Origin of the sequence: Mesorhizobium sp. BR1-1-15, from assembly GCF_020165475.1 — a bacterium.
In the GTDB taxonomy this organism is placed as follows: domain Bacteria; phylum Pseudomonadota; class Alphaproteobacteria; order Rhizobiales; family Rhizobiaceae; genus Mesorhizobium.
In genome coordinates this window covers 363,944-381,934 of record NZ_JAIUIF010000002.1, presented here as the reverse complement: position 1 = coordinate 381,934, position 17,991 = coordinate 363,944, and the positions used below count along the sequence as shown (strand labels likewise).

Below are 17,991 nucleotides of genomic sequence, written 5' to 3'. Positions count from 1 at the left end.
TCGGCAGCGAAATTGACCGGCTTGCCGGCTGAATTGAAGAATGCGCCGTCCGAACTCGCGGCCCCATCAGGCGGCGCGGTACCAAAAAGAGGGATCCCGGCAATCGCCGGGAAACCCGCTCAGTTGAAAGGGGAACGAAACCGTGAATGGAATGAAATTGAATCGCAGGCATTTCCTGCAGGCAGGCGCCGGCCTCGGCGCGGGGATCATCGCCTCCGGCCTGCCCTTGTCGCAGGCCGTATGGGCGGCCGAAGGCAAGGTACTCAAGGCCCGCGCCTATTCCGATATCGACAAGCTCGATCCTGGCTTCTACCAGAACGCGTACAATGTCGACGTCATGAACTGCATCTACACCAAGCTTACGCGCTATAAACCGGGTTCGGAGTGGGGCTGGGAACTCGAGGCCGCCGAATCCGTCGAGCAGATCGATCCGACGCACATCCGCTTCCGCCTGAAGAAGGGCATCAACTTCACTGGCGGATTTGGCGAAATGACCGCCGAGGACGTGAAGTTCTCGTTTGAGCGCGTCATCCAGCACAATTCTCCGGTCAAGGGCGACTGGGGTCCGCTTGACCGCATCGAGATCGAGGACGACCATACTGGCGTGATCGTGCTCAAGACGCCTTTCGTGCCGCTCTGGAACATCACTCTTCCCTATGGTTGCGGCCACATCGTCTCGAAAAAAGCGGTGACGAAGGCAGTTGCCGACGGCGGCGATTTCGGCATGAAGCCGCCCTGCTATTCAGGTCCCTACGTGTTGTCGGACTGGAAGCCGAACCAGCTCGTCCTGTTGACCCGAAATCCCGAATGGAAAGGCCCTAGGCCGGGCTTCGACGAAATTCATATCCTGCCCATGAGCGATATCAAGACCGCCGAGCGCGCCTATCAGGCAGGCGACATCGACTTCACCGATTTCAGCCTCGATTCGCTGGCCACGTTGAAGGACAGCCCGCCCGAAAACACCAAGATCGAAGAAAAGCCTTCGCTCTACTATGTCTATATCGGCATGAACTCGGACCATCCGAAGCTGAAGGACGTCAATGTCCGCAAGGCGATTCAATGGGCCATCAATGTGCCGCAGATCATGGACGCGGCCTATTCAGGCCAGGCCCAGGTCGCGACCGGCCTTATCGCTCCAGGCTTGGTGGGACACCGGGAAAAAGCGCTGATACCGCCGGAGGGCGATCTCGAAAAGGCGAAGCAGTATCTTGAGAAGGCCGGCATCACCGAACTCAGCCTCACCATCGACGCGCTCAACGTGACCACCTTCTCCACGATCGCGGAAATGGTCCAGGCGCAGCTGTCGCAGATCGGCATCACGGTCGAGGTCAATGTTCAGGATTCCGGTTCGTTCTGGACCATCGGCATGGAATCGGAAGGCGAACGTTGGAAGGACATGCAGCTGATCGTGCAGCGTTTCTCGATGGTGCCGGATCCCTATTACGCCACCACCTTTTTCGTGCGCGACCAGGTCGGTGTGTGGAACTGGGAGCGCTTCCGCAGCGAGCGCTTCGACGAGCTCAACGCCAAGGCGGTAACCGTCGAAGACCCGCAGGAACGGGCCAAGATGTATTATGAGATGCAGGACATCATGGAAGATTCCGGCTCCTACCGGTTCCTCACCCATGAAGGCTCGCCGATCATGTACCGAACGACGCAACTCGAGGCCGAGACGCGCCCAGACGGGCGGCCGCTCTATCTCGGCTTTGAGCCGAAATCGGCCTAGGGCATTCTAGGAAAAATGCGTAGCGGTTTTCCGTCCGGAATTGCGAAAAAACAAAGGGTTAGAGCGGGTCGGCGATTCTATCAAACGCTGAACCGCTCTGACGCGGTCGCTGGGACAGGCTGAGTCAAAACATGTGGTTATATCTTGGCAAGCGTATCGTGCTGGCGGCGGCAATTGTCGTCGTTGCCGTCACGCTGCTGTTCCTGATGATCCAGGCCGTTCCCGGCGATCCCGCCGCGGTCCTGCTCGGACCGCGTGCGACGCCGGAACTGAAGGCGCAATTGCACGAGGAAATGGGCCTCGACAAGCCGCTGCCCGTGCAGATCGTCTCATTCTTCGGGGGGCTGCTGCACGGTAATCTCGGCACCGATGTCTTTACCCAGCGCCCTGTCGCGGCCATCGTTTTCGAGCAATTGCCTTACACGATCGAACTCATCCTGGTTTCGATCGCCTGGGCCGTTATCGTCGGCGTGCCGCTCGGCTGCTATTCGGCGCTGCGCCGCAACTCCGTGATCGACAAGGTCGTGGGTGTATTCGCGGTCGGAACCATCGCCATCCCGTCCTTCGTCATGGCGATCTATGCGCTGTTGATCTTCTCGGTCGGCCTGCGCTGGCTGCCGGCCATCGGCGCCGGCTCAGGCTTCCGCGACGGGTCCGTCCATCTCATCCTTCCAGCCTTCGTCGTCGGTATCGGCTGGGTGGGCTACATCTCGCGCATCGTGCGCGCCTCCATGCTGGAGATTCTTGGCGAGAACCACATTCGCATGGCGCGCTCCTTCGGCCTTTCAGAGCGGCGCATCGTGGCGCGCTACGCGCTGCCGCTCGCGATCGTGCCGACAGTGACGATCATCGGCGTCGGCATGGCGCACCTGCTCTCGGCGGCGGTTTTCGTCGAGGTGGTCTTCGCCCGGCCCGGCATCGGCGCGCTGATCGTCAAGGCGGTGGACTCGCGCAACTATCCGATCGTCATGGGCACGGTCCTCGTCACCACCGTTCTGTTCGTCATCTCCACGACGCTCGCCGACCTCGTCAACGCGGCGCTCGATCCAAGAATCCGCGAGAATTTGTAGCGTGTCCGAAGTTCAAATCATTCGCGAGGCGGTCGATGAACGCCGCGGGCCGGGCGCGGCCGCCATGTTCCTGCGGCAATTGCGCAAGTCTCCGCTCGGCATGATGGGCGCCGTGCTGGTCGTGCTGATGGTGGCGACTGCGGTCTTCGCCACCTGGATCGTGCCTCACGATCCGATCAAGATCATGGTTGGGCCCCGGCTGGCGCCGCCCTCTTTGCATTTTCTTCTCGGCACCGATCAGTTGGGACGCGATGTCTTCTCGCGGGTCGTCATGGGCGGAAGGATCGCGCTGCTCGTCGCCTTCGTCTCGTTGGGCGCCTCGCTCAGCGCAGGGCTTGTGCTCGGCCTCATCGCCGCCTTCGGTCCGCGCTGGCTGGACAATCTGCTGCTGCTGGTCTTCGACACGATCCGCTCCTTTCCGGTCATCATCTTCGCCTTGGCAGTGGTGACGCTGCTCGGGCCGAGCCTTGCCAGCGTCATCTTCGTCGTCGCGATTACGTCCGTGCCGATCTATGCGCGCGTGGTGCGCACGCAGGCCCACGCACTGCGCGAGAGCGAGTTCATCACTGCGGAGCGCGCCATGGGCGCCGGCATCGTGCGCATCCTTGCCGTGCACGTGCTGCCCAATGTGATCGGGCCGCTGCTGATCCTGGTCAGCATGGATGTTCCGCTGGTCATCACGCTGGAGGCCGGCATGAGCTTCCTAGGCATGGGTGTCCGTCCGCCGACGCCGGACTGGGGAACCATCCTCAGTGACGGCTATGGCTATATCCACAAGACGGTGTGGCTGGTGATCGCCGGCGGCATCCCGATCGTCATAACCACGCTGGGCTTCACTTTCCTCGGCGAGGCGCTGCGCGACATTTTCGACCCCAAGCTTCGGAAAGACCTATGAACACCGGCGCTCAGGCAAGACATTCTCCAAACCGCGACCCGCTTCTGGCGATCCGCGGTCTGTCTCTCGATTTCGGCACGCCGCGCGGTCGCGCCCATGCACTGCGCGATATCCATATCGACGTGTCGGCGGGCGAAGTGGTTGGCATCGTCGGCGAAAGCGGTTCGGGCAAATCGACGCTCGCCTATGCCGTGATGGGGCTGCTGGCGGAAAATGCGGAGATGGTGAACGGCGCCATCCTGTTCGAGGGGCGCGACCTGCTCGGCATGCCTCCGGCGGAGCGGCGCGGCTTGCTCGGCAACCGCATGTCGATGATCTTCCAGGATCCGATGACGGCGTTGAACCCGGTGCGCAGCATCGAAAGCCAGATGATCGATATCCAGCATCACGAGGGCGGCTCGCACCGGACCAAGCGCCAGCACGCCCTGGATATGCTTCATCGGGTCGGCATTCCGGACCCGGAGAGCCGCATCGGCGGCTATCCGCACGAGTTTTCCGGCGGCATGCGCCAGCGTATCTGCATCGCGATGGCGCTGCTGGTGAAGCCGGCGCTGCTCATCGCGGACGAACCGACCACAGCGCTCGACGCGACGCTGGAGGTGCAGATCATCCATCTGTTGAAAGAGCTGCAAAAGGAGATCGGCTGCTCGATCCTGTTCGTCTCTCACCACCTCGGCGCTGTCGCCGAGCTCTGCGACCGGGTGGCGGTCATGTATGCGGGCGAGGTGGTCGAATACGGCACCGTGCGCGACATCTTCCGCCGACCGGGGCATCCCTATACGCGCGCGCTGCTCGAATGTGATCCCGGACGCATCCGGCAACGCACCCGCCAGTTGCCGACGATCCCAGGCGAGGTGCCGAGCCTCCTCGGTACCCAGGCGGGTTGCATCTTCCGTCGGCGCTGCCCGCAAGCTTTTACCCGGTGCGTGGATGACAGTCCTGTCCCGTGCGTTATCGGCGCAACGCACACCGCACGCTGCCATCGCCTCGACGACACGTTGGTGGCGCCGGCATGAGCCCCCTGCTTTCAGTCGAGGATCTTCGCGTACGCTTCCGCACCATGGGCGCGCTGAAGGCGCTCGCCAGCGGCGTTAAGAACCCGTTCGTGGACGCCGTCTGCGGCGTTTCCTTCGAGATCCGCAAGGGCGAAACGCTCGGCCTCGTCGGTGAAAGCGGTTCGGGAAAATCCACCATCGCCCGCGCCATCATGGGCCTGCGGCCGCCAACGGGCGGCACGATACGCTTCGATGGTCAGGTGCTGAACGGCCTCGCCCCGACGGAGCGCAAGCCGCATCTTCGGCGCATGGCGATGATGTTCCAGGATCCGGTCGGATCGCTGTCGCCGCGACTCACTGTACGCTCACTGCTGATGGAGCCTTTCCGCATTCACGGCGTTACCGGCCGCGACCCCGCCGCCGAAGCGGAACGCCTGCTCAACATGGTCGGCCTGCCCGCCGATTTCGGGCGGCGATATCCACACCAGCTTTCCGGAGGCCAAGCGCGCCGCGTCGGCGTGGCGCGGGCCCTTGCATTGCAACCCGATCTTATCATCGCCGACGAGCCGACCGCGGGACTGGACGTGTCCGTTCAGGGTGAAGTCCTCAATCTGCTTGGACGTTTGCAGGGCGAACTCGGCATCGCCATTCTCATCATCACGCATAATCTCAATGTCGTGCGCCACATGACCGATCGCATGGCGATCATGTATCTCGGCCGCTTCATCGAGGTCGGCTCGACCGAGCGGATATTCGCGCAGCCGCGCCACCCCTATACGGAGGCGCTGCTGTCGGCCAATCCGGAACCCGACCCGGACGCCGTGCTCGACAGGGTCGAGCTCAGCGGCGAGGTGCCGAGCCTGATGACGCGCCCAACGGGCTGCGAGTTTCACACCCGCTGCCGCTATGCGCAGGGCATCTGCAAAAGCGCCTTCCCGTCCCGGGCAGCCGACCGGGAAGATCCCCGCCATGTCTTCAATTGCCACTTCCCGCTATCGGAACGTGCGCTCGCCGGAGCCACCAATGTCTCGTGAAATCCTCGATGTTCCTCTTGCCAACGGCACGCCGGGCAGCCAACACAGCGTGCGCATCATCCGGTATGGTGCCGCCGACGCGCGCCCGAAAGCCTACATACATGCCGCGCTGCATGCCGACGAAGCGCCCGGCCTGCTGGTGTTACACCATCTGGTCGAGCAGCTTGACGCCGCCGACGCGCGCGGCGAAATCCGGGGCCAGATCGTCGTCGTTCCCTACGCCAACCCGCTCGGCCTGGCGCAGTTCGTCAATGGCGATCATCTGGGGCGTTACGATCTGGCCAGCGGCCGGAATTTCAACCGCAAATGGCCTGATGTCGCCGGCGAATTGACCATCCGACTTGCCGATCGGCTCGGAAGCAGCGCCGACGACAACACGGTGCTCATCCGCAGCACGATTCGCGAAATTCTCGACGAACGCGGCGCAGGGCAGCCTGTCGATTCCCTTTACACCGCCTTGGCACGCGAGGCTTTCGATTCCGATCTTGTGCTGGATCTGCACTGCGACGACGAAGGGCTGATGCATCTGTTCGTGCGGCCCGAGATCTCGGCCGAATTGTCCGACCTTGCGCGGGAACTCGGTTGCCGGGCGGTGTTCTCACAGGGTTCGTCGGGCGGCTCAACCTTCGCCGAAGCAAGCGTCGAGCCCTGGATCAGGCTTGCGGCTGCCCTTCCCGATGAGGTGATCCCGATCGGCTGCCTCGCCGCGACGGTGGAACTGCGCGGCTTCATCGACATCAGTGATGAGATGGCGTCGGCTGACGCTTCCGCCTTGCTCAACGTGCTTCGCCGCCGCGGCTACGTCGCGGGGCAAGCGGGCCTGCCGCCCGCCGCGCTTTGCGAGATCACCGGCTTCGATGCGTGCGATGTGGTTCGCACGCCCGCTTTCGGTGTCATCGTCTACCGCGCCGAACTGGGTGAACGCGTCACTTGTGGACAGCCGATCGCGGACATCATCGTGCCTTCTTCGCTGGGCCGCGAGGCGCGCGTGACGGTACGGGCGCGCACCGACGGGCTCGTGGTGACGCGAAGGCTGAAGAAACTTGTCGCCGCCAATCAGGTCATTGCCAAGGTGGTGGGCCAAAAGCCCCTCGCCCACCGGACAGGCTATCTGCTGGAGGATTAGATCGATCAGCGGGCGCGGGCACTTCTTGACCGCAGATCGATGATTGGCGGCCACGCGTAGAAACGAGGTCCGTTCGACCTGATCCTGTCCCGGGCTCTAGGCCAGGGGCCGACCGCCGTCGACCGGAATGATAACGCCGGTCACGAAACGGAGATGGGTCGCAGCCGCCAAAACCGCCTCGGCGACATCGTCGGGCGTGCCCAGCCGCCCCAGCGGCGTCCGGCTTGCCTGTTCGTCCCGCCAGGATTCGTCACGGCCCTTGATGAAGTCGGTGTCGACCACGCCGGGCGAGACCGAAACGACCCTGATTCTCGGGGCTAGGGCACGCGCCAGCGACTTGGTCAGATTATCGACAGCGGCTTTCGACGCACAATAGGCGACGTTGCTGCCCATGGCGGTGACCCCTGCGATCGACGAGATGTTGACAACAACCCCGCTGCCGGTGCGGTCGAGCAGCGGCCGCATGGCCCGCGTCGCAGCAATCACACCGCGCACGTTGACGCTGAAGATGCGGTCGATCAATTCATCGTCCAGGCTGTCGAGGTCCGGATGTGGCACGAAGCGGGTTGTCCCGGCGCAATTGACCAGGACATCCAGCCGGCCAAAGCTTTTCTCGATCTGACCAGCGAGGCGCGCGAGGCAATCGCTGTCCGTCACGGTCGCCTCGGCGACGAAGTGATCGCCGTACGCCAATGACGAAACCAGATCGTCGGCCGCCTGCCGCGAACGGTTGTAGCCGATGACAACCGAAGCCCCTTCCGCAGCAAGCCTGGATACGATCCGCGCGCCGATGCCGCCGGTTGCTCCAGTGACCAGGGCAACCTTGCCTGTGAGTGTGGCTGTCATGGCCGTCTCCTGAGTGTCAAACCCCGGTGCTTCGCTTATGGGCGGCCAGCGCCATTAGATTGCGGTCGCGCCAGGCGCTGCGTTCGGCGAGTTGGGATGCTGACAACTTTTCGCGGCGCGCTTCCTCGGCCTTGGCAACCAGCCCTTCCGACCAGGGGGCCGGATCGCGCCTGGCGAGGGCGATCGAATGGTAGAGCGGTCCCAGACGTCTCGCGTAGTCCGCGATCCCGCCGGGCGCATTCAGATCGATCGTCTCGAAAGGCCCCATGAAGGACCACCGGTAGCCGAGCCCATGCGACACCGTAAGGTCGATATCGGCGGCACTTGCCACGCCCTCCTCGAGCAGGGCCCAGGCTTCGTTCAGCAATGCCCCCTGAAGCCGGTTGAGGACGAACCCTTCGACTTCCTTGCGCACGATCACGGCAGCCTGCCCTACGGCCTCCATCTGCACCCGCAGCCACGCAACGGCCTCCGCGTCGGTCCAGGGCGCCGGGACCAGTTCCACCAACGGGATCAAATGCGGTGGATTGACGGGATGAGCGACAAGAAAACGCCGGCGGTTGGCACAGGACCCAGCGAAGGCCGAGGCCGGAATGCCGGAGCTGGAGCTGCCTACGACCGCGTCGGGCCGCATCGCCCGGTCAATCTCCAGACAGACCGCCTCCTTGATGTCGCGCACTTCCAGCACCGACTCCTGGATGTAGTCGGCATCCGCTACCGCACCCTCCAGCGTATCGACAACGTTCAGCCGCCGCATGACTGCATCGACGGCATCTACCAGCCCGGCCTCTTGCATATCGGCAAGGCTGGCCCGGATCTTGTCGAGCACCGCGGCGCGGATGTCGGCGCTGCCGTCATAGATGGTCACATCATGGCCGGCCCGGGCGAAGACGATCGCCCAGCCACGGCCGACCAGTCCGGCACCGACAATGGCGACTTTGCGGATTGCATCCATCATTGCACCCGTGACGTCTCGCCGTCCGCGAGGCAAATTTCGGTGATCCGCAGGCCATCCTGAGTGATGCGGGATGGGAACCGGTCCTTCAACCGCTCTTCGTGGATGGGAATGACCCGCCGTGCCTCGTGGCCCACCTGCTTCATCATCTCCTCGGTAGCGAGAACGAGATTGGTCTGGCTGCCGACCGCAAGCCCCACCGGAACGTAGAGCGTCTCGATATCGACGGCAGCTCCCGAGCCCTCGATGTTATCGAAGACGTAGACCAGATCGCCAGCCAGCACCCAGGTGTCGTCCTTGCCGTTGCGCACGGTGACCCACATCGACCCGTAGGTATGGCTGTCAAAAGCGGCATGGAGATCGATGTCGGGCAGGACGTCCTGTTTCGATCCGTCGATCGTTACCAACCGCTTCTGACGGGCCAGATCGACGCCGCGCACGATGTCGCCGGGGTCGACGGCTACGTTCATCCAGCGCATGCGGTCCGGCAGCGACATCGCCCAGACCCACTTCGCGATCTCCCTCTCCTGGATGTAGAAGGTCGCATTCGGGAAGTCCTCGACATTGCCGAAATGGTCGAAATGCGCGTGCGTGACAAAAACTGTGTCGACGTTCTTGGGCGAGAGGCCGATTTCGCCAAGAACGGCGTCGGGCGAGTGCCAGTTCTCGACGCCAAATTTGTCGGCGAGATGCTTGCCGTAGTCCTTGTTGTTGTAGCCGACATCGACCATCGCGACGCGACCGTTGCCCTTGATCAGCGCGTAGCAGTAAGGAAGCTTGACGTAACCCTGGTTGTGGGCGCCGTAGAGCACCCCGCTCTTGTGGTAGTTGCTGACATAGCTGTACTCAAGCACCCAGATCGAATATTGGCCCATTGCTTCCTCCCTGTTGTCGCCAGCGCTGCACACAGCTGCAGCAGGCGTGATTGAAATCGACCGGCGTCATACCGGCCCGCGGTTCCGACGCCGCCTGCAGCCCGGCGTAGGCGCGTTTGATCCTCTCCCCGGCCCGGTCGAGCTCCTGCTGCCAGTCGCGCCGCAGTCGGGCCGAACCGAAATCGTCCAGGACCTCGCCCAGCGTTGCATGAGCGGCCCGCAGACGCGCGCAATGGCTTTCGAGCCCATGCGGCGCGTGCAAGGCGCCCAGCCGCTGCTCCACCTCCGTCCACCGTTCGCGGGCCACCGGAATGTCAGGCAGATCGAGCACGTCGCGGCGTCCGCCGGCCTGAGCCAGGACCAGCAGGCCAGCGAGTTGGCCGATCAGCCGGCGCAGGCCTTCGTAGACGGGGCGGGTTGCCACGACGTAGCGGACGATGGCTTCGTCGGCCAACGCGGCATCGTTCACGGTGGCGACGGGTTCCTCGCTTCCGGTGACGGAGACATGGGGCGCCGCGACGACCTCGCAGTCATAGCGGTGGACGCTTACCGCCCGCTCGAAGAAGCGCTTTCCCGGGATATCAGCCATGGTGCCTTTTTCGCGTCGTCGCGCGCTCGATCACCGCGCCGGGCGGGATTAGTTGAACGATCGGCTCCCGGCCGGAATTCGTGCTCAATTCCTTCGCCAGGCTGACCGTGGCCTCGAGCATCTGGTCAATGGGCTGCCGGACGGTCGTCAGCCCGTGCGAAGGCCAGTGGGCCATCTCGATATCGTCGAAGCCGACGATCGAAATGTCGTCCGGCACGCCGAGCGCCAGCTCTCGCCGCACGCCGTCGAGAAAGCCAATGGCGAGAATGTCGTTGGCGCAGAAGACACCGTCGGGAACCTCTTTCAGGTCACGCAGCTTGCGCGCCGCTTCGTAGCCGGCGTGATAGCTGAACTGGCCTGCCTCGATAACTATCGGCGCGGCGAGGCCACGCTCGACGGCGCGTTCGCTGAAGCCCCTGTGGCGTGCGACATTGGTGGAGGCATCGGGCAAGGCGGCGATGTAGGCCAGGCGCCGGTGGCCGGTATCGACGAGATAGTCGGCGATGCTGCGGCCGCCGAGTATATTGTCGCAGGAAATGCCGAACGCGTGGTCGTCGGCCGAGAGTCGGTTGAAAAAGATCACCGGAGTGCCGGCCCTACGGCATTCCTGCGCGGCCGCCGAAGACAGGGTGGCCGCCAGGATGATGGCAAGATCTGGCTGGTAGTTGAGCAGCAGGCGTAGCGCCTGGTCGACGTCTCCCGACTGGTCGGCGGCGACGAGCATCACGTTCATGTCGATGGCACGAAGGGCGGTGGTCAGCCGCGTCAGCACTTCCGGATAGAACGGGTTCTTGATGTCCGCGACGACGATACCCACGATACGCGTCTTCTTGGTGATGAGGCTGCGCGCGAAAGGGTTCGGCGAATAGCCGATCTCCCTCGCACGGTTCAGCACCAGGTCCCGCGTATTCTTGGCGATCACGGCATCGGCGTGAAAGGCCCTGGATACGGTCGAAACAGACATGCCGAGATCGCGCGCCAGATCCTTCACGGTCAGGCGGGGCTTGCTGTTCTTGTTGCGGGCGATGATCGACATGAAAACTCCGTTGGCGCGCTGGCTTAGGCCTGGTTGCGACCTCCATAGCGGCGGACCCGGATGTTGGCCTGCTCGGCATGCCCATAGAATCCCTCGAGGACACACAGGCGCGAACAGTACTCGCCTATCATGGCGCTCGCTTCGTCGGTCAGAACGCGCTGATAGGTGCAGGTCTTGATGAACTTGCCAACCCACAAACCGCCTGTGTAACGGGCCGCCTTCTTGGTCGGCAGCGTATGGTTGGTGCCGATGACCTTGTCGCCATAGGCAACATTCGTACGCGCTCCCAAAAACAGAGCGCCGTAATTGCGCATGTTGTCGAGGAAGTAGTCCGGATCGCGCGTCATGACCTGGACGTGCTCGGATGCGATCCGGTCGGCCTCCGCGACCATTTCCTCGTAGGAAGCGCAGACGATCACTTCGCCATAGTCCGCCCATGCCTTGGCGGCGATCTCGGCGGTCGGCAGGATCTTCAGCTGCCGCTCGATCTCGGCCAGGGTGTCGCGCGCGAGCCTCTCCGAATTTGTCAAAAGCACGGCGGGACTGGTCGGACCATGCTCGGCCTGGCCGAGCAGATCGGTCGCGCAGATCTCGCCGTCGACACTGTCGTCGGCAATGACCAGCGTCTCGGTCGGGCCGGCGAACAGGTCGATGCCGATACGGCCGTACAATTGCCGCTTGGCTTCAGCGACGAAGGCATTGCCAGGACCGACGAGCATGTCGACGCGCCCGATGGTTTCGGTTCCGAGCGCCATGGCGCCGACGGCCTGCACACCGCCCAGAACGTAGATCTCGTCCGCGCCGGCCATGTGCATCGCGGCCACGATAGCCGGATGCGGACCGCCCTGGAACGGCGGCGCGCAGGCGATGATCTTCTTCACCCCGGCGACCTTGGCCGTCACCACGCTCATATGCGCGGAGGCGACCATCGGGTATTTCCCGCCCGGCACGTAGCAGCCGACTGTTTCCACGGGAATGTTCTTGTGGCCGAGGACAACGCCGGGAAGCGTTTCCACTTCGAGGTCCTGGAGGCAGGCGCGCTGCTTCTCGGCGAAATTGCGAACCTGGGCCTGGGCGAAGCGAATATCCTCGATGTCGCTTGCCGACACCTTGGACATCGCCTGCTCGATCTCGCTGTCGCTGAGCCGGAAGCTTGGCGGCGACCATTTGTCGAAACGCTCCGACAACTCCCGGACAGCGGTATCGCCTCGCTTTTCTATGTCGGCAAGGATCGTCTCGACGGTCGTCCGGACGGCCGCATCGCTCTGGGCGACAGCTTCGGGATCCCTGCCCCGTTTCAGAAAAGTCGGCATATTCTCATCCTTATGTTGAGTCAGGTGGGCGGCAGGATGCCGTCCACCTGTTGCATTGCTGATCGTCAGGGTTTTACCGTCGGCTCGATCTTGGTGAGCTTGTATTCGTCGGCCGGAGCCTTGCACGATGAGCAGTTGATGCCAGGGGCATCGGGCGCCTGCTTCACGTCCGCAGGCAATGCCTGAATGGTCGCTCCTGGTGTTGGCTTGCCCTCGAGCGCCGACTGCAGCGACAGTTCCGGCAGCAAATCGGGATTGAAGACCTCGGTGACGAAGGAACTCGGGACCTTGTCGGACGGGAAAACATTGCACCCGTCGGCGAAGGTATCGCCTTTGCAGGGTTTTACTTGATCCGCTGGCACCCAAGGCAGCGGGTACTCGATGTTCATCGGCTTCAGGTCGCGCTTCTTGGTCAGGATCTCCATCATCAGCTTGAAGGCATAGCCTGACGTAGCAGGCGGCGAACCGGCGGACACACCCTTGAGACCCATGCCTTGCATCTTCGGGTCTGCCAGTCCGAGACGAAAACCGTCCGAGTTCTCGCCGGTCATCGGAACCAGTTTGTTGCCCTTGTCGAGCAGCGCTTGAACGGCGCCATATTCGCCTGCCTGAGCCCAGATGCCGTCAACATCGGGATGCGCAGCGAGAGCCTTGGCCGTCTCCTGCTGTGTGGTGCGGTCATCCCAGTAGGAGTAGTATTCCGCGACGACCTTGATGCCGGGATACTGGTTGAAAATGTGCATCGCGCCGTCGGTGTGGCGCTTATCCACCGAGTTGCCCGGGACGCCACGGCTCAGGAAGATCTTGCCCTTGCCTCCCAGGATATTGACCAAGGCCTGGGCGGTGTTCTCGCCGAAGCCTGCGGTGATATAGCTGACATTGTAGGCGCAAGGCTCGGTCACCGTGGCGTCGTACATGAAGAAGAGCACGCCCTTCTGGCAGCCGCGATGGACCGTGCGGTTCAGCGCCGTCGACGAGATCGGGAAGCTGATGATGCCGTCGGCGCCAGCCTGTATCATGCTTTCATAGGCCGAGATCTGAGCCTGGGGGTCGGTTCCCGAGATGACTTCCTTCAGCTCCACCGTCTTGTCGTAGGGCGGCGTCTGCGCCAACGCCTTGACGATGTTCGCGGCCTCCGACTGCCACGAATTGCCGCTGTAGCTCAGCGACAGATATATCTTGAACTTCTTGTCCTGCGCTTGGGCATGGTCGACAACCATCCCAACGCCCATGGCGGTGGCAAGCGTCAGCGACGCGGCCAGTCCCAGTCTTTTTAACAGCCTCATTTCGATCAACCTCCCGTTGGAATTTGGCCCTTGCAGGTGCCGGACCAGAGCTTGTGAGAACGTTCTCACAATTGGACAAAACGCATTTCACGCACAGGCATGGTCACTTCCTCCGCGTCAGCATTCGATTTCCGAGATCGGCCAGGAATTCACCGCGCAGCACCAGCAGGGCGGCGACAATGATTGCGCCCTCTATGACGGTGCGCCATCCTTCGTTGAGGCCGATAGCGGAGATAACGGTGCCAAGCGTCGTCAGAAGAATTGCGCCGCCGACCGTCCCGATGAAAGTTCCGCTGCCGCCGAGGATCGAGGAGCCGCCGACCACGACGGCAGCGATGGAAGGCAGCATGTAGCTGTCGCCCATCCTCAGCGTCGCCCCGTTCGAATAGCCCACCAGCATCATGCCGACGAAGCCTGCGCAAGCGGCACTGATCGCATAGGGGACGAGCTCGAGCCGATTGACAGCGACGCCGGCGATGAGAGCGGCGTTCCTGTTGGTGCCAAGGGCGTAGAGCCGGCGGCCGAGCGCAGTGAAATTCTGCAAGAACCAGCCGAACAGGATGAAAGCGACGGTGAAGTAGATGACCAGCGGCACGCCGAGGAACCATTCCTTCATCAGCCACAGCAAGGCGGACGGAGAACCGCCGCGCGGCGTCCCGCTGGTGTAGCCCAGCGCCACCGATGCCACGACGATCGAGGTCGCCATGGTCATGATGAAGGGAGGAACCTTCAGCCAGACAATTCCCAGTCCGCTGATCGTGCCGACCAGCGCGCAAATGACCAGAATGGCCGGCAGCATGTACCAGATGCCGGCATCGCCGCTACCAATCCACGTCGTCGTCAACACGCCGCCGAGCGTGATGAGGGCGGGGACCGATAGGTCGAGCCCACCGATCAGGATGACGAGCCCTTGCCCAAACGACAACACGATCAGGAAGGACGCGAGGATGAGAACCGTCAGCACCTGATCCCAGGAACCCAGCGCCGGACTGATGAAGCGCGAGCACACCACAAGCACGACACTCAGCCCAAATACGACAAGCGTATTGACCACCTCCCGGTCGAGCCTTTGCCTGCCGCGCCGGTCGGAGTTGGCCTCGAAACGCGTCGCAACGTCCTTATGCGCGTTCACCGGATCTCTTCCTTCTTGAGCAGGCGCGCCACGGCGCTGCCGAACACGATCGCAAGCACCAGCACGAAACCTTGGAATATGCCGGTGTAGAAGGACGAGACCCCACCCGAGAAAAGCACCTTCTGCAAAAGCATCAGCGTACCGGCGCCCAGGATCGAGCCAACGAGGCTGCCCCGGCCGCCACTCAACGGCGTGCCGCCGAGCGCCACTGCGGCAAAGGTGAGCATCAGGAATGGCGTGCCGGCTGTCGGATTTCCTGTCGCCGTCTGGGCGCTCAGCATGAAGCCGGCGACGCCGTAAAGGATGCCGGCGCCGACAAAGGCCGTGATGCGTACCCCTGCCACGGGCACGCCGGAGAAGCGAGCCGACTGCTCGTCGGCGCCGATCGCATAGAGGCCGATCCCGGTATTGGTCCGCCGGAAGGCAAGCCAAAGCGCGATGGCGGCAACCAGAAACAGCCCGGCGATCGGGATGATACCGAACAGGGTGTCGGTCAGCGTATAGGTGACGAAGTCGGCAACCATACCGCCAGGCGCGTCCAGGATAACCAGCGCAAGTCCCTGGCAGACGATCATCGTGCCGAGCGTCGCCGCGATGGTCTGCAGTCCAAGCCTGGCCACGAGAATGCCGTTGATTGCGCCGACGGCACCGCCGATCGCACAGCACATCAGGAGGCTGGCCAGCGCACCGCCCGGACCACCGAACGGATAGACCGCCATCAGCACATTGGTCAGCGAGACGACGCCTGCGACGGACAAGTCGAAGCCGCGGCTGATGACGACCAGCGTCTCGCCCGCTGCCGCGAGCGCCAATGGCGTCGAGTTGTTGACGAGATCGGTGAAGGTGTAGACCGAAAGCGCATCCGGTTGCCAGAACGCGTAGAGCGCATAAAGCAGGACATAGATCATCGCCACGATGCCGGTGCCGCTGATGATAGCCCTCCATAACGCGGAGCGGCGGGGCGCGGGATTTGCCTGGACCGCGGTCATGCGGCCACTCCATTCACCGCGCCCGCAGCGTGGCCGATCAGCGCGCCGACGATAGTCGGCTCATCGATGGCATCGCCCTGATATTCGGCGAAGACGCGGCCGCCATAGAGCACCATGCAGCGATGCGCGAGATGGACGAGTTCCGGCAGTTCGGACGAGTAAAAGAGCACCGAGCCGCCATCGGCAGCGAACTTCCGGATCGCCTCGTAGATCGACTGCTTGGTTCCGACATCGACTCCACGCGTCGGATCGAAAAGCAGTAGAGTGCGCGCACCCGTCATCATGACGCGCGCCAGAAGCGCCTTCTGCTGGTTGCCACCGGAAAGCTCATCGATCTTGAACTGCAGATAGCGCTCCTGCAGTTCGACCGCCTCAGCGGTTTTTTTCGCAATGCGACGCTCGCTGGCCGGCCAGACGACGCCACCCTGCGCGATACGCGAAATGATAGGCAACACCATGTTGCTGGCGGTGCTGAGGCCGGCGAAAATCCCTTCCGACTTGCGGTCCTCCGGCAGGTAGGCAAGGCCGTTGCCGAAATGGAGCGCGGCGCCCGGGCTGGCGATCTGGGCGGGCACGCCGTCGATCTCGATGCCGCCGCTTTTCGCCTTGGAGAGGCCGATCATCGTCCTGAACAGGTCGCGTTGGCCCTGCCCCTCGAGCGCGGCGATGCCGACGATCTCACCTCGCCTGACATCAAACGACACGTCGCGCAAAATGCCGCCGGAGAGGCCCCGAACGCTGAGCGCGACGGGCGCGGTGTCGGCGACCAAAGGCTGCGAGGCGGTCGTCTCACGCGCGCTTCGGCCGACCATCATCTCGAAAATGTTCTCGTCCGAAGCGCCGGACAACTCGACGGTGCCGATGCTGCGGCCATTGCGCAGGATGGTGGCGCGCGAACACAGGGTGCGCACCTCGCCGAGGCGGTGGGAAATGTAGAGGATGGCGGTCTGCAGGTTCTTCTGCCGGCGCACGAGCTCAAACAGCCATTCGACGTCCGCCAGCGCGGCCGTCGGCTCATCGAGGATCAAGAGCTTCGAGGCATGGGTGAAGGCGCGCACGATCTCAAGCCGCTGACGATCCGAAAGCGAAAGCACGCCGACGGGCGTGTCAGGATCAAAGTGGGAGAGAGCGTAGTCGTTAAGAACCTTGCCAGCTGATGCCTTGGCGGTGCGGCGCGAGACGAGACCTAGCTTGCCCTTCGGCATTTTCGGCAGCACGAGATTCTCGGCGATGCTGAGATTCGGCAGCAGGCTGAGTTCCTGAAAGGCCGTCGCCACGCCCTGCGCCCGCGCATCGATGATGCCATGCGGCGCATAAGGCTTGCCGAAGATCGACATGGATCCGCCGTCAGGCGTCACGACGCCGCTGAGGATTTTCACGAGCGTCGATTTGCCGGCGCCGTTCTCGCCCAACAGCGCATGGACTTCCCCTGGCCGCAGATCAATGGAGACGGAATCGAGTGCGACTGTGGGTCCGTAGGATTTTGCAATATTCGCGATGCGAACAGCCAGCCGGATCTCGTCGGTACCCATACCTCCTCCCAAAAGGTAAGTCCGCCGCAGCGGTGAGAACGTTCTCTGAGAACGTTCTCACTAATCCCCAAGCACCGCCGGCTTGTCAATTGTGAATCGTTCATTCCTTGTCGAACGCACCAGGCTCCCGGCCTCCGGGCGGCACTTGGCCGTCTTTTGAGTGCTCAGAAGTGGCTGAGCCGGCGCCTTTTCTGGGCGGCTGGTCGGGGAGCGCCCGCCGGGATGGATTCTGCCCCTCGGACTGATGCGTTTTCTCATTCACCTCGCCTGAAGGGCGCGTCAGGCCTTGCCCGGACGCCGGCGGCTTGTTGCCTGCGGCGTCCTGGGAGAATGAATCGGCGGGATCGCCGTCGCTCCTGGCCGGATATTTGGTGGCACCAGTCTCGCGGCGATTTTCGCTTCCAGTCATGGCCGGTCCTCCTTTGGCACAGTCATAACCTGGTTTCGACCGGCAGGTTCCAGCGGCTAGGCCGGAAGCGCAGATTTGAATCCGCCGCCGCTCCTATGGCCGAAACCAATTTGGCGGCGCTGCGTTGACCCCGCAGGATCAGATCCCCCAACAGCTTCGGAGAAAATTCATGCTCGACCGCAG

Annotated in this window: 17 protein-coding genes; 6 read left to right on the top strand and 11 right to left on the bottom strand. The window is 63.0% G+C overall.

All coding sequences use genetic code 11. The features are described 5' to 3' along the window. Window positions 1-151: 151 nt before the first annotated feature. The 6 genes from LB541_RS05495 to LB541_RS05470 all read left to right on the top strand — a co-directional run bounded on the left by LB541_RS05495 (window position 152) and on the right by LB541_RS05470 (window position 6,846). A complete protein-coding gene (locus LB541_RS05495; RefSeq protein WP_140496108.1) occupies window positions 152-1,726 on the top strand; it encodes an ABC transporter substrate-binding protein in 1,575 nt (524 codons plus the stop codon). 131 nt (window positions 1,727-1,857) lie between these two features. Then, window positions 1,858-2,796, top strand: a complete 939-nt coding sequence (locus LB541_RS05490; RefSeq protein ID WP_224618031.1) for an ABC transporter permease — start codon at window positions 1,858-1,860, stop codon at window positions 2,794-2,796. Between the two features lies 1 nt (window position 2,797). Next, complete coding sequence (locus LB541_RS05485) at window positions 2,798-3,691, top strand: ABC transporter permease (RefSeq protein ID WP_224618030.1); 894 nt, start codon at window positions 2,798-2,800, stop codon at window positions 3,689-3,691. After that, on the top strand, window positions 3,688-4,707 hold the full coding sequence (locus LB541_RS05480; protein WP_140879240.1) for an ABC transporter ATP-binding protein: 1,020 nt from the start codon (window positions 3,688-3,690) through the stop codon (window positions 4,705-4,707). Before LB541_RS05485 ends, LB541_RS05480 begins: the two co-directional genes overlap by 4 nt. Then, complete coding sequence (locus LB541_RS05475) at window positions 4,704-5,720, top strand: ABC transporter ATP-binding protein (protein WP_140561444.1); 1,017 nt, start codon at window positions 4,704-4,706, stop codon at window positions 5,718-5,720. The genes LB541_RS05480 and LB541_RS05475 overlap by 4 nt, the downstream gene beginning before the upstream one ends. Next, the gene (locus LB541_RS05470; RefSeq protein WP_224618029.1) at window positions 5,710-6,846 is read left to right on the top strand and encodes a succinylglutamate desuccinylase/aspartoacylase family protein; all 1,137 of its coding nucleotides are present in this window, start codon (window positions 5,710-5,712) and stop codon (window positions 6,844-6,846) included. Before LB541_RS05475 ends, LB541_RS05470 begins: the two co-directional genes overlap by 11 nt. 96 nt (window positions 6,847-6,942) lie before the next feature. On the opposite strand, the gene LB541_RS05465 is transcribed toward LB541_RS05470, so the two are convergent. The 11 genes from LB541_RS05465 to LB541_RS05415 form a co-directional block, all read right to left on the bottom strand. Further along, window positions 6,943-7,692, bottom strand: coding sequence for an SDR family NAD(P)-dependent oxidoreductase (locus tag LB541_RS05465; RefSeq protein WP_140686455.1), 750 nt, complete (start codon window positions 7,690-7,692; stop codon window positions 6,943-6,945). 16 nt (window positions 7,693-7,708) lie between these two features. Next, the gene (locus LB541_RS05460) at window positions 7,709-8,650 is read right to left on the bottom strand and encodes a 3-hydroxyacyl-CoA dehydrogenase (protein WP_140686454.1); all 942 of its coding nucleotides are present in this window, start codon (window positions 8,648-8,650) and stop codon (window positions 7,709-7,711) included. Beyond that, window positions 8,647-9,522, bottom strand: coding sequence for an N-acyl homoserine lactonase family protein (locus LB541_RS05455; protein WP_140518016.1), 876 nt, complete (start codon window positions 9,520-9,522; stop codon window positions 8,647-8,649). The genes LB541_RS05460 and LB541_RS05455 overlap by 4 nt, the downstream gene beginning before the upstream one ends. Further along, on the bottom strand, window positions 9,494-10,111 hold the full coding sequence (locus LB541_RS05450; RefSeq protein ID WP_140728523.1) for a hypothetical protein: 618 nt from the start codon (window positions 10,109-10,111) through the stop codon (window positions 9,494-9,496). Before LB541_RS05450 ends, LB541_RS05455 begins: the two co-directional genes overlap by 29 nt. Continuing rightward, on the bottom strand, window positions 10,104-11,147 hold the full coding sequence (locus LB541_RS05445; RefSeq protein ID WP_140496117.1) for a LacI family DNA-binding transcriptional regulator: 1,044 nt from the start codon (window positions 11,145-11,147) through the stop codon (window positions 10,104-10,106). Before LB541_RS05445 ends, LB541_RS05450 begins: the two co-directional genes overlap by 8 nt. 23 nt (window positions 11,148-11,170) lie before the next feature. Continuing rightward, window positions 11,171-12,460, bottom strand: a complete 1,290-nt coding sequence (gene hisD, locus LB541_RS05440; RefSeq protein ID WP_140518013.1) for a histidinol dehydrogenase — start codon at window positions 12,458-12,460, stop codon at window positions 11,171-11,173. Window positions 12,461-12,525: 65 nt separating this feature from the next. Continuing rightward, complete coding sequence (locus LB541_RS05435) at window positions 12,526-13,746, bottom strand: sugar ABC transporter substrate-binding protein (protein WP_224618028.1); 1,221 nt, start codon at window positions 13,744-13,746, stop codon at window positions 12,526-12,528. Between the two features lie 103 nt (window positions 13,747-13,849). After that, window positions 13,850-14,878, bottom strand: coding sequence for an ABC transporter permease (locus LB541_RS05430; RefSeq protein ID WP_224618027.1), 1,029 nt, complete (start codon window positions 14,876-14,878; stop codon window positions 13,850-13,852). Then, the gene (locus LB541_RS05425; protein ID WP_224618026.1) at window positions 14,875-15,867 is read right to left on the bottom strand and encodes an ABC transporter permease; all 993 of its coding nucleotides are present in this window, start codon (window positions 15,865-15,867) and stop codon (window positions 14,875-14,877) included. Before LB541_RS05425 ends, LB541_RS05430 begins: the two co-directional genes overlap by 4 nt. Then, window positions 15,864-17,399 (bottom strand): sugar ABC transporter ATP-binding protein, encoded by a 1,536-nt coding sequence (locus LB541_RS05420; protein WP_140522217.1) that lies wholly within the window; start codon window positions 17,397-17,399, stop codon window positions 15,864-15,866. The genes LB541_RS05425 and LB541_RS05420 overlap by 4 nt, the downstream gene beginning before the upstream one ends. 100 nt (window positions 17,400-17,499) lie before the next feature. Beyond that, window positions 17,500-17,808 carry a hypothetical protein gene (locus tag LB541_RS05415; protein ID WP_224618025.1) on the bottom strand — a complete coding sequence of 103 codons (309 nt, stop codon included), beginning with the start codon at window positions 17,806-17,808 and terminating at the stop codon, window positions 17,500-17,502. Between the last annotated feature and the right edge of the window lie 183 nt (window positions 17,809-17,991).

Excerpts from the sequence above, each read along its gene's own strand:
- LB541_RS05475 (WP_140561444.1), top strand. The coding sequence starts at position 4,704 with ATGAGCCCCCTGCTTTCAGTCGAGGATCTTCGCGTACGCTTCCGCACC.
- LB541_RS05420 (WP_140522217.1), bottom strand. The coding sequence starts at position 17,399 with ATGGGTACCGACGAGATCCGGCTGGCTGTTCGCATCGCGAATATTGCA.
- LB541_RS05490 (WP_224618031.1), top strand. The coding sequence starts at position 1,858 with ATGTGGTTATATCTTGGCAAGCGTATCGTGCTGGCGGCGGCAATTGTC.
- LB541_RS05470 (WP_224618029.1), top strand. The coding sequence starts at position 5,710 with ATGTCTCGTGAAATCCTCGATGTTCCTCTTGCCAACGGCACGCCGGGC.
- LB541_RS05455 (WP_140518016.1), bottom strand. The coding sequence starts at position 9,522 with ATGGGCCAATATTCGATCTGGGTGCTTGAGTACAGCTATGTCAGCAAC.
- LB541_RS05425 (WP_224618026.1), bottom strand. The coding sequence starts at position 15,867 with ATGACCGCGGTCCAGGCAAATCCCGCGCCCCGCCGCTCCGCGTTATGG.
- LB541_RS05465 (WP_140686455.1), bottom strand. The coding sequence starts at position 7,692 with ATGACAGCCACACTCACAGGCAAGGTTGCCCTGGTCACTGGAGCAACC.
- LB541_RS05435 (WP_224618028.1), bottom strand. The coding sequence starts at position 13,746 with ATGAGGCTGTTAAAAAGACTGGGACTGGCCGCGTCGCTGACGCTTGCC.
- LB541_RS05415 (WP_224618025.1), bottom strand. The coding sequence starts at position 17,808 with ATGACTGGAAGCGAAAATCGCCGCGAGACTGGTGCCACCAAATATCCG.
- LB541_RS05445 (WP_140496117.1), bottom strand. The coding sequence starts at position 11,147 with ATGTCGATCATCGCCCGCAACAAGAACAGCAAGCCCCGCCTGACCGTG.
- LB541_RS05460 (WP_140686454.1), bottom strand. The coding sequence starts at position 8,650 with ATGATGGATGCAATCCGCAAAGTCGCCATTGTCGGTGCCGGACTGGTC.
- hisD (WP_140518013.1), bottom strand. The coding sequence starts at position 12,460 with ATGCCGACTTTTCTGAAACGGGGCAGGGATCCCGAAGCTGTCGCCCAG.
- LB541_RS05450 (WP_140728523.1), bottom strand. The coding sequence starts at position 10,111 with ATGGCTGATATCCCGGGAAAGCGCTTCTTCGAGCGGGCGGTAAGCGTC.
- LB541_RS05480 (WP_140879240.1), top strand. The coding sequence starts at position 3,688 with ATGAACACCGGCGCTCAGGCAAGACATTCTCCAAACCGCGACCCGCTT.
- LB541_RS05495 (WP_140496108.1), top strand. The coding sequence starts at position 152 with ATGAAATTGAATCGCAGGCATTTCCTGCAGGCAGGCGCCGGCCTCGGC.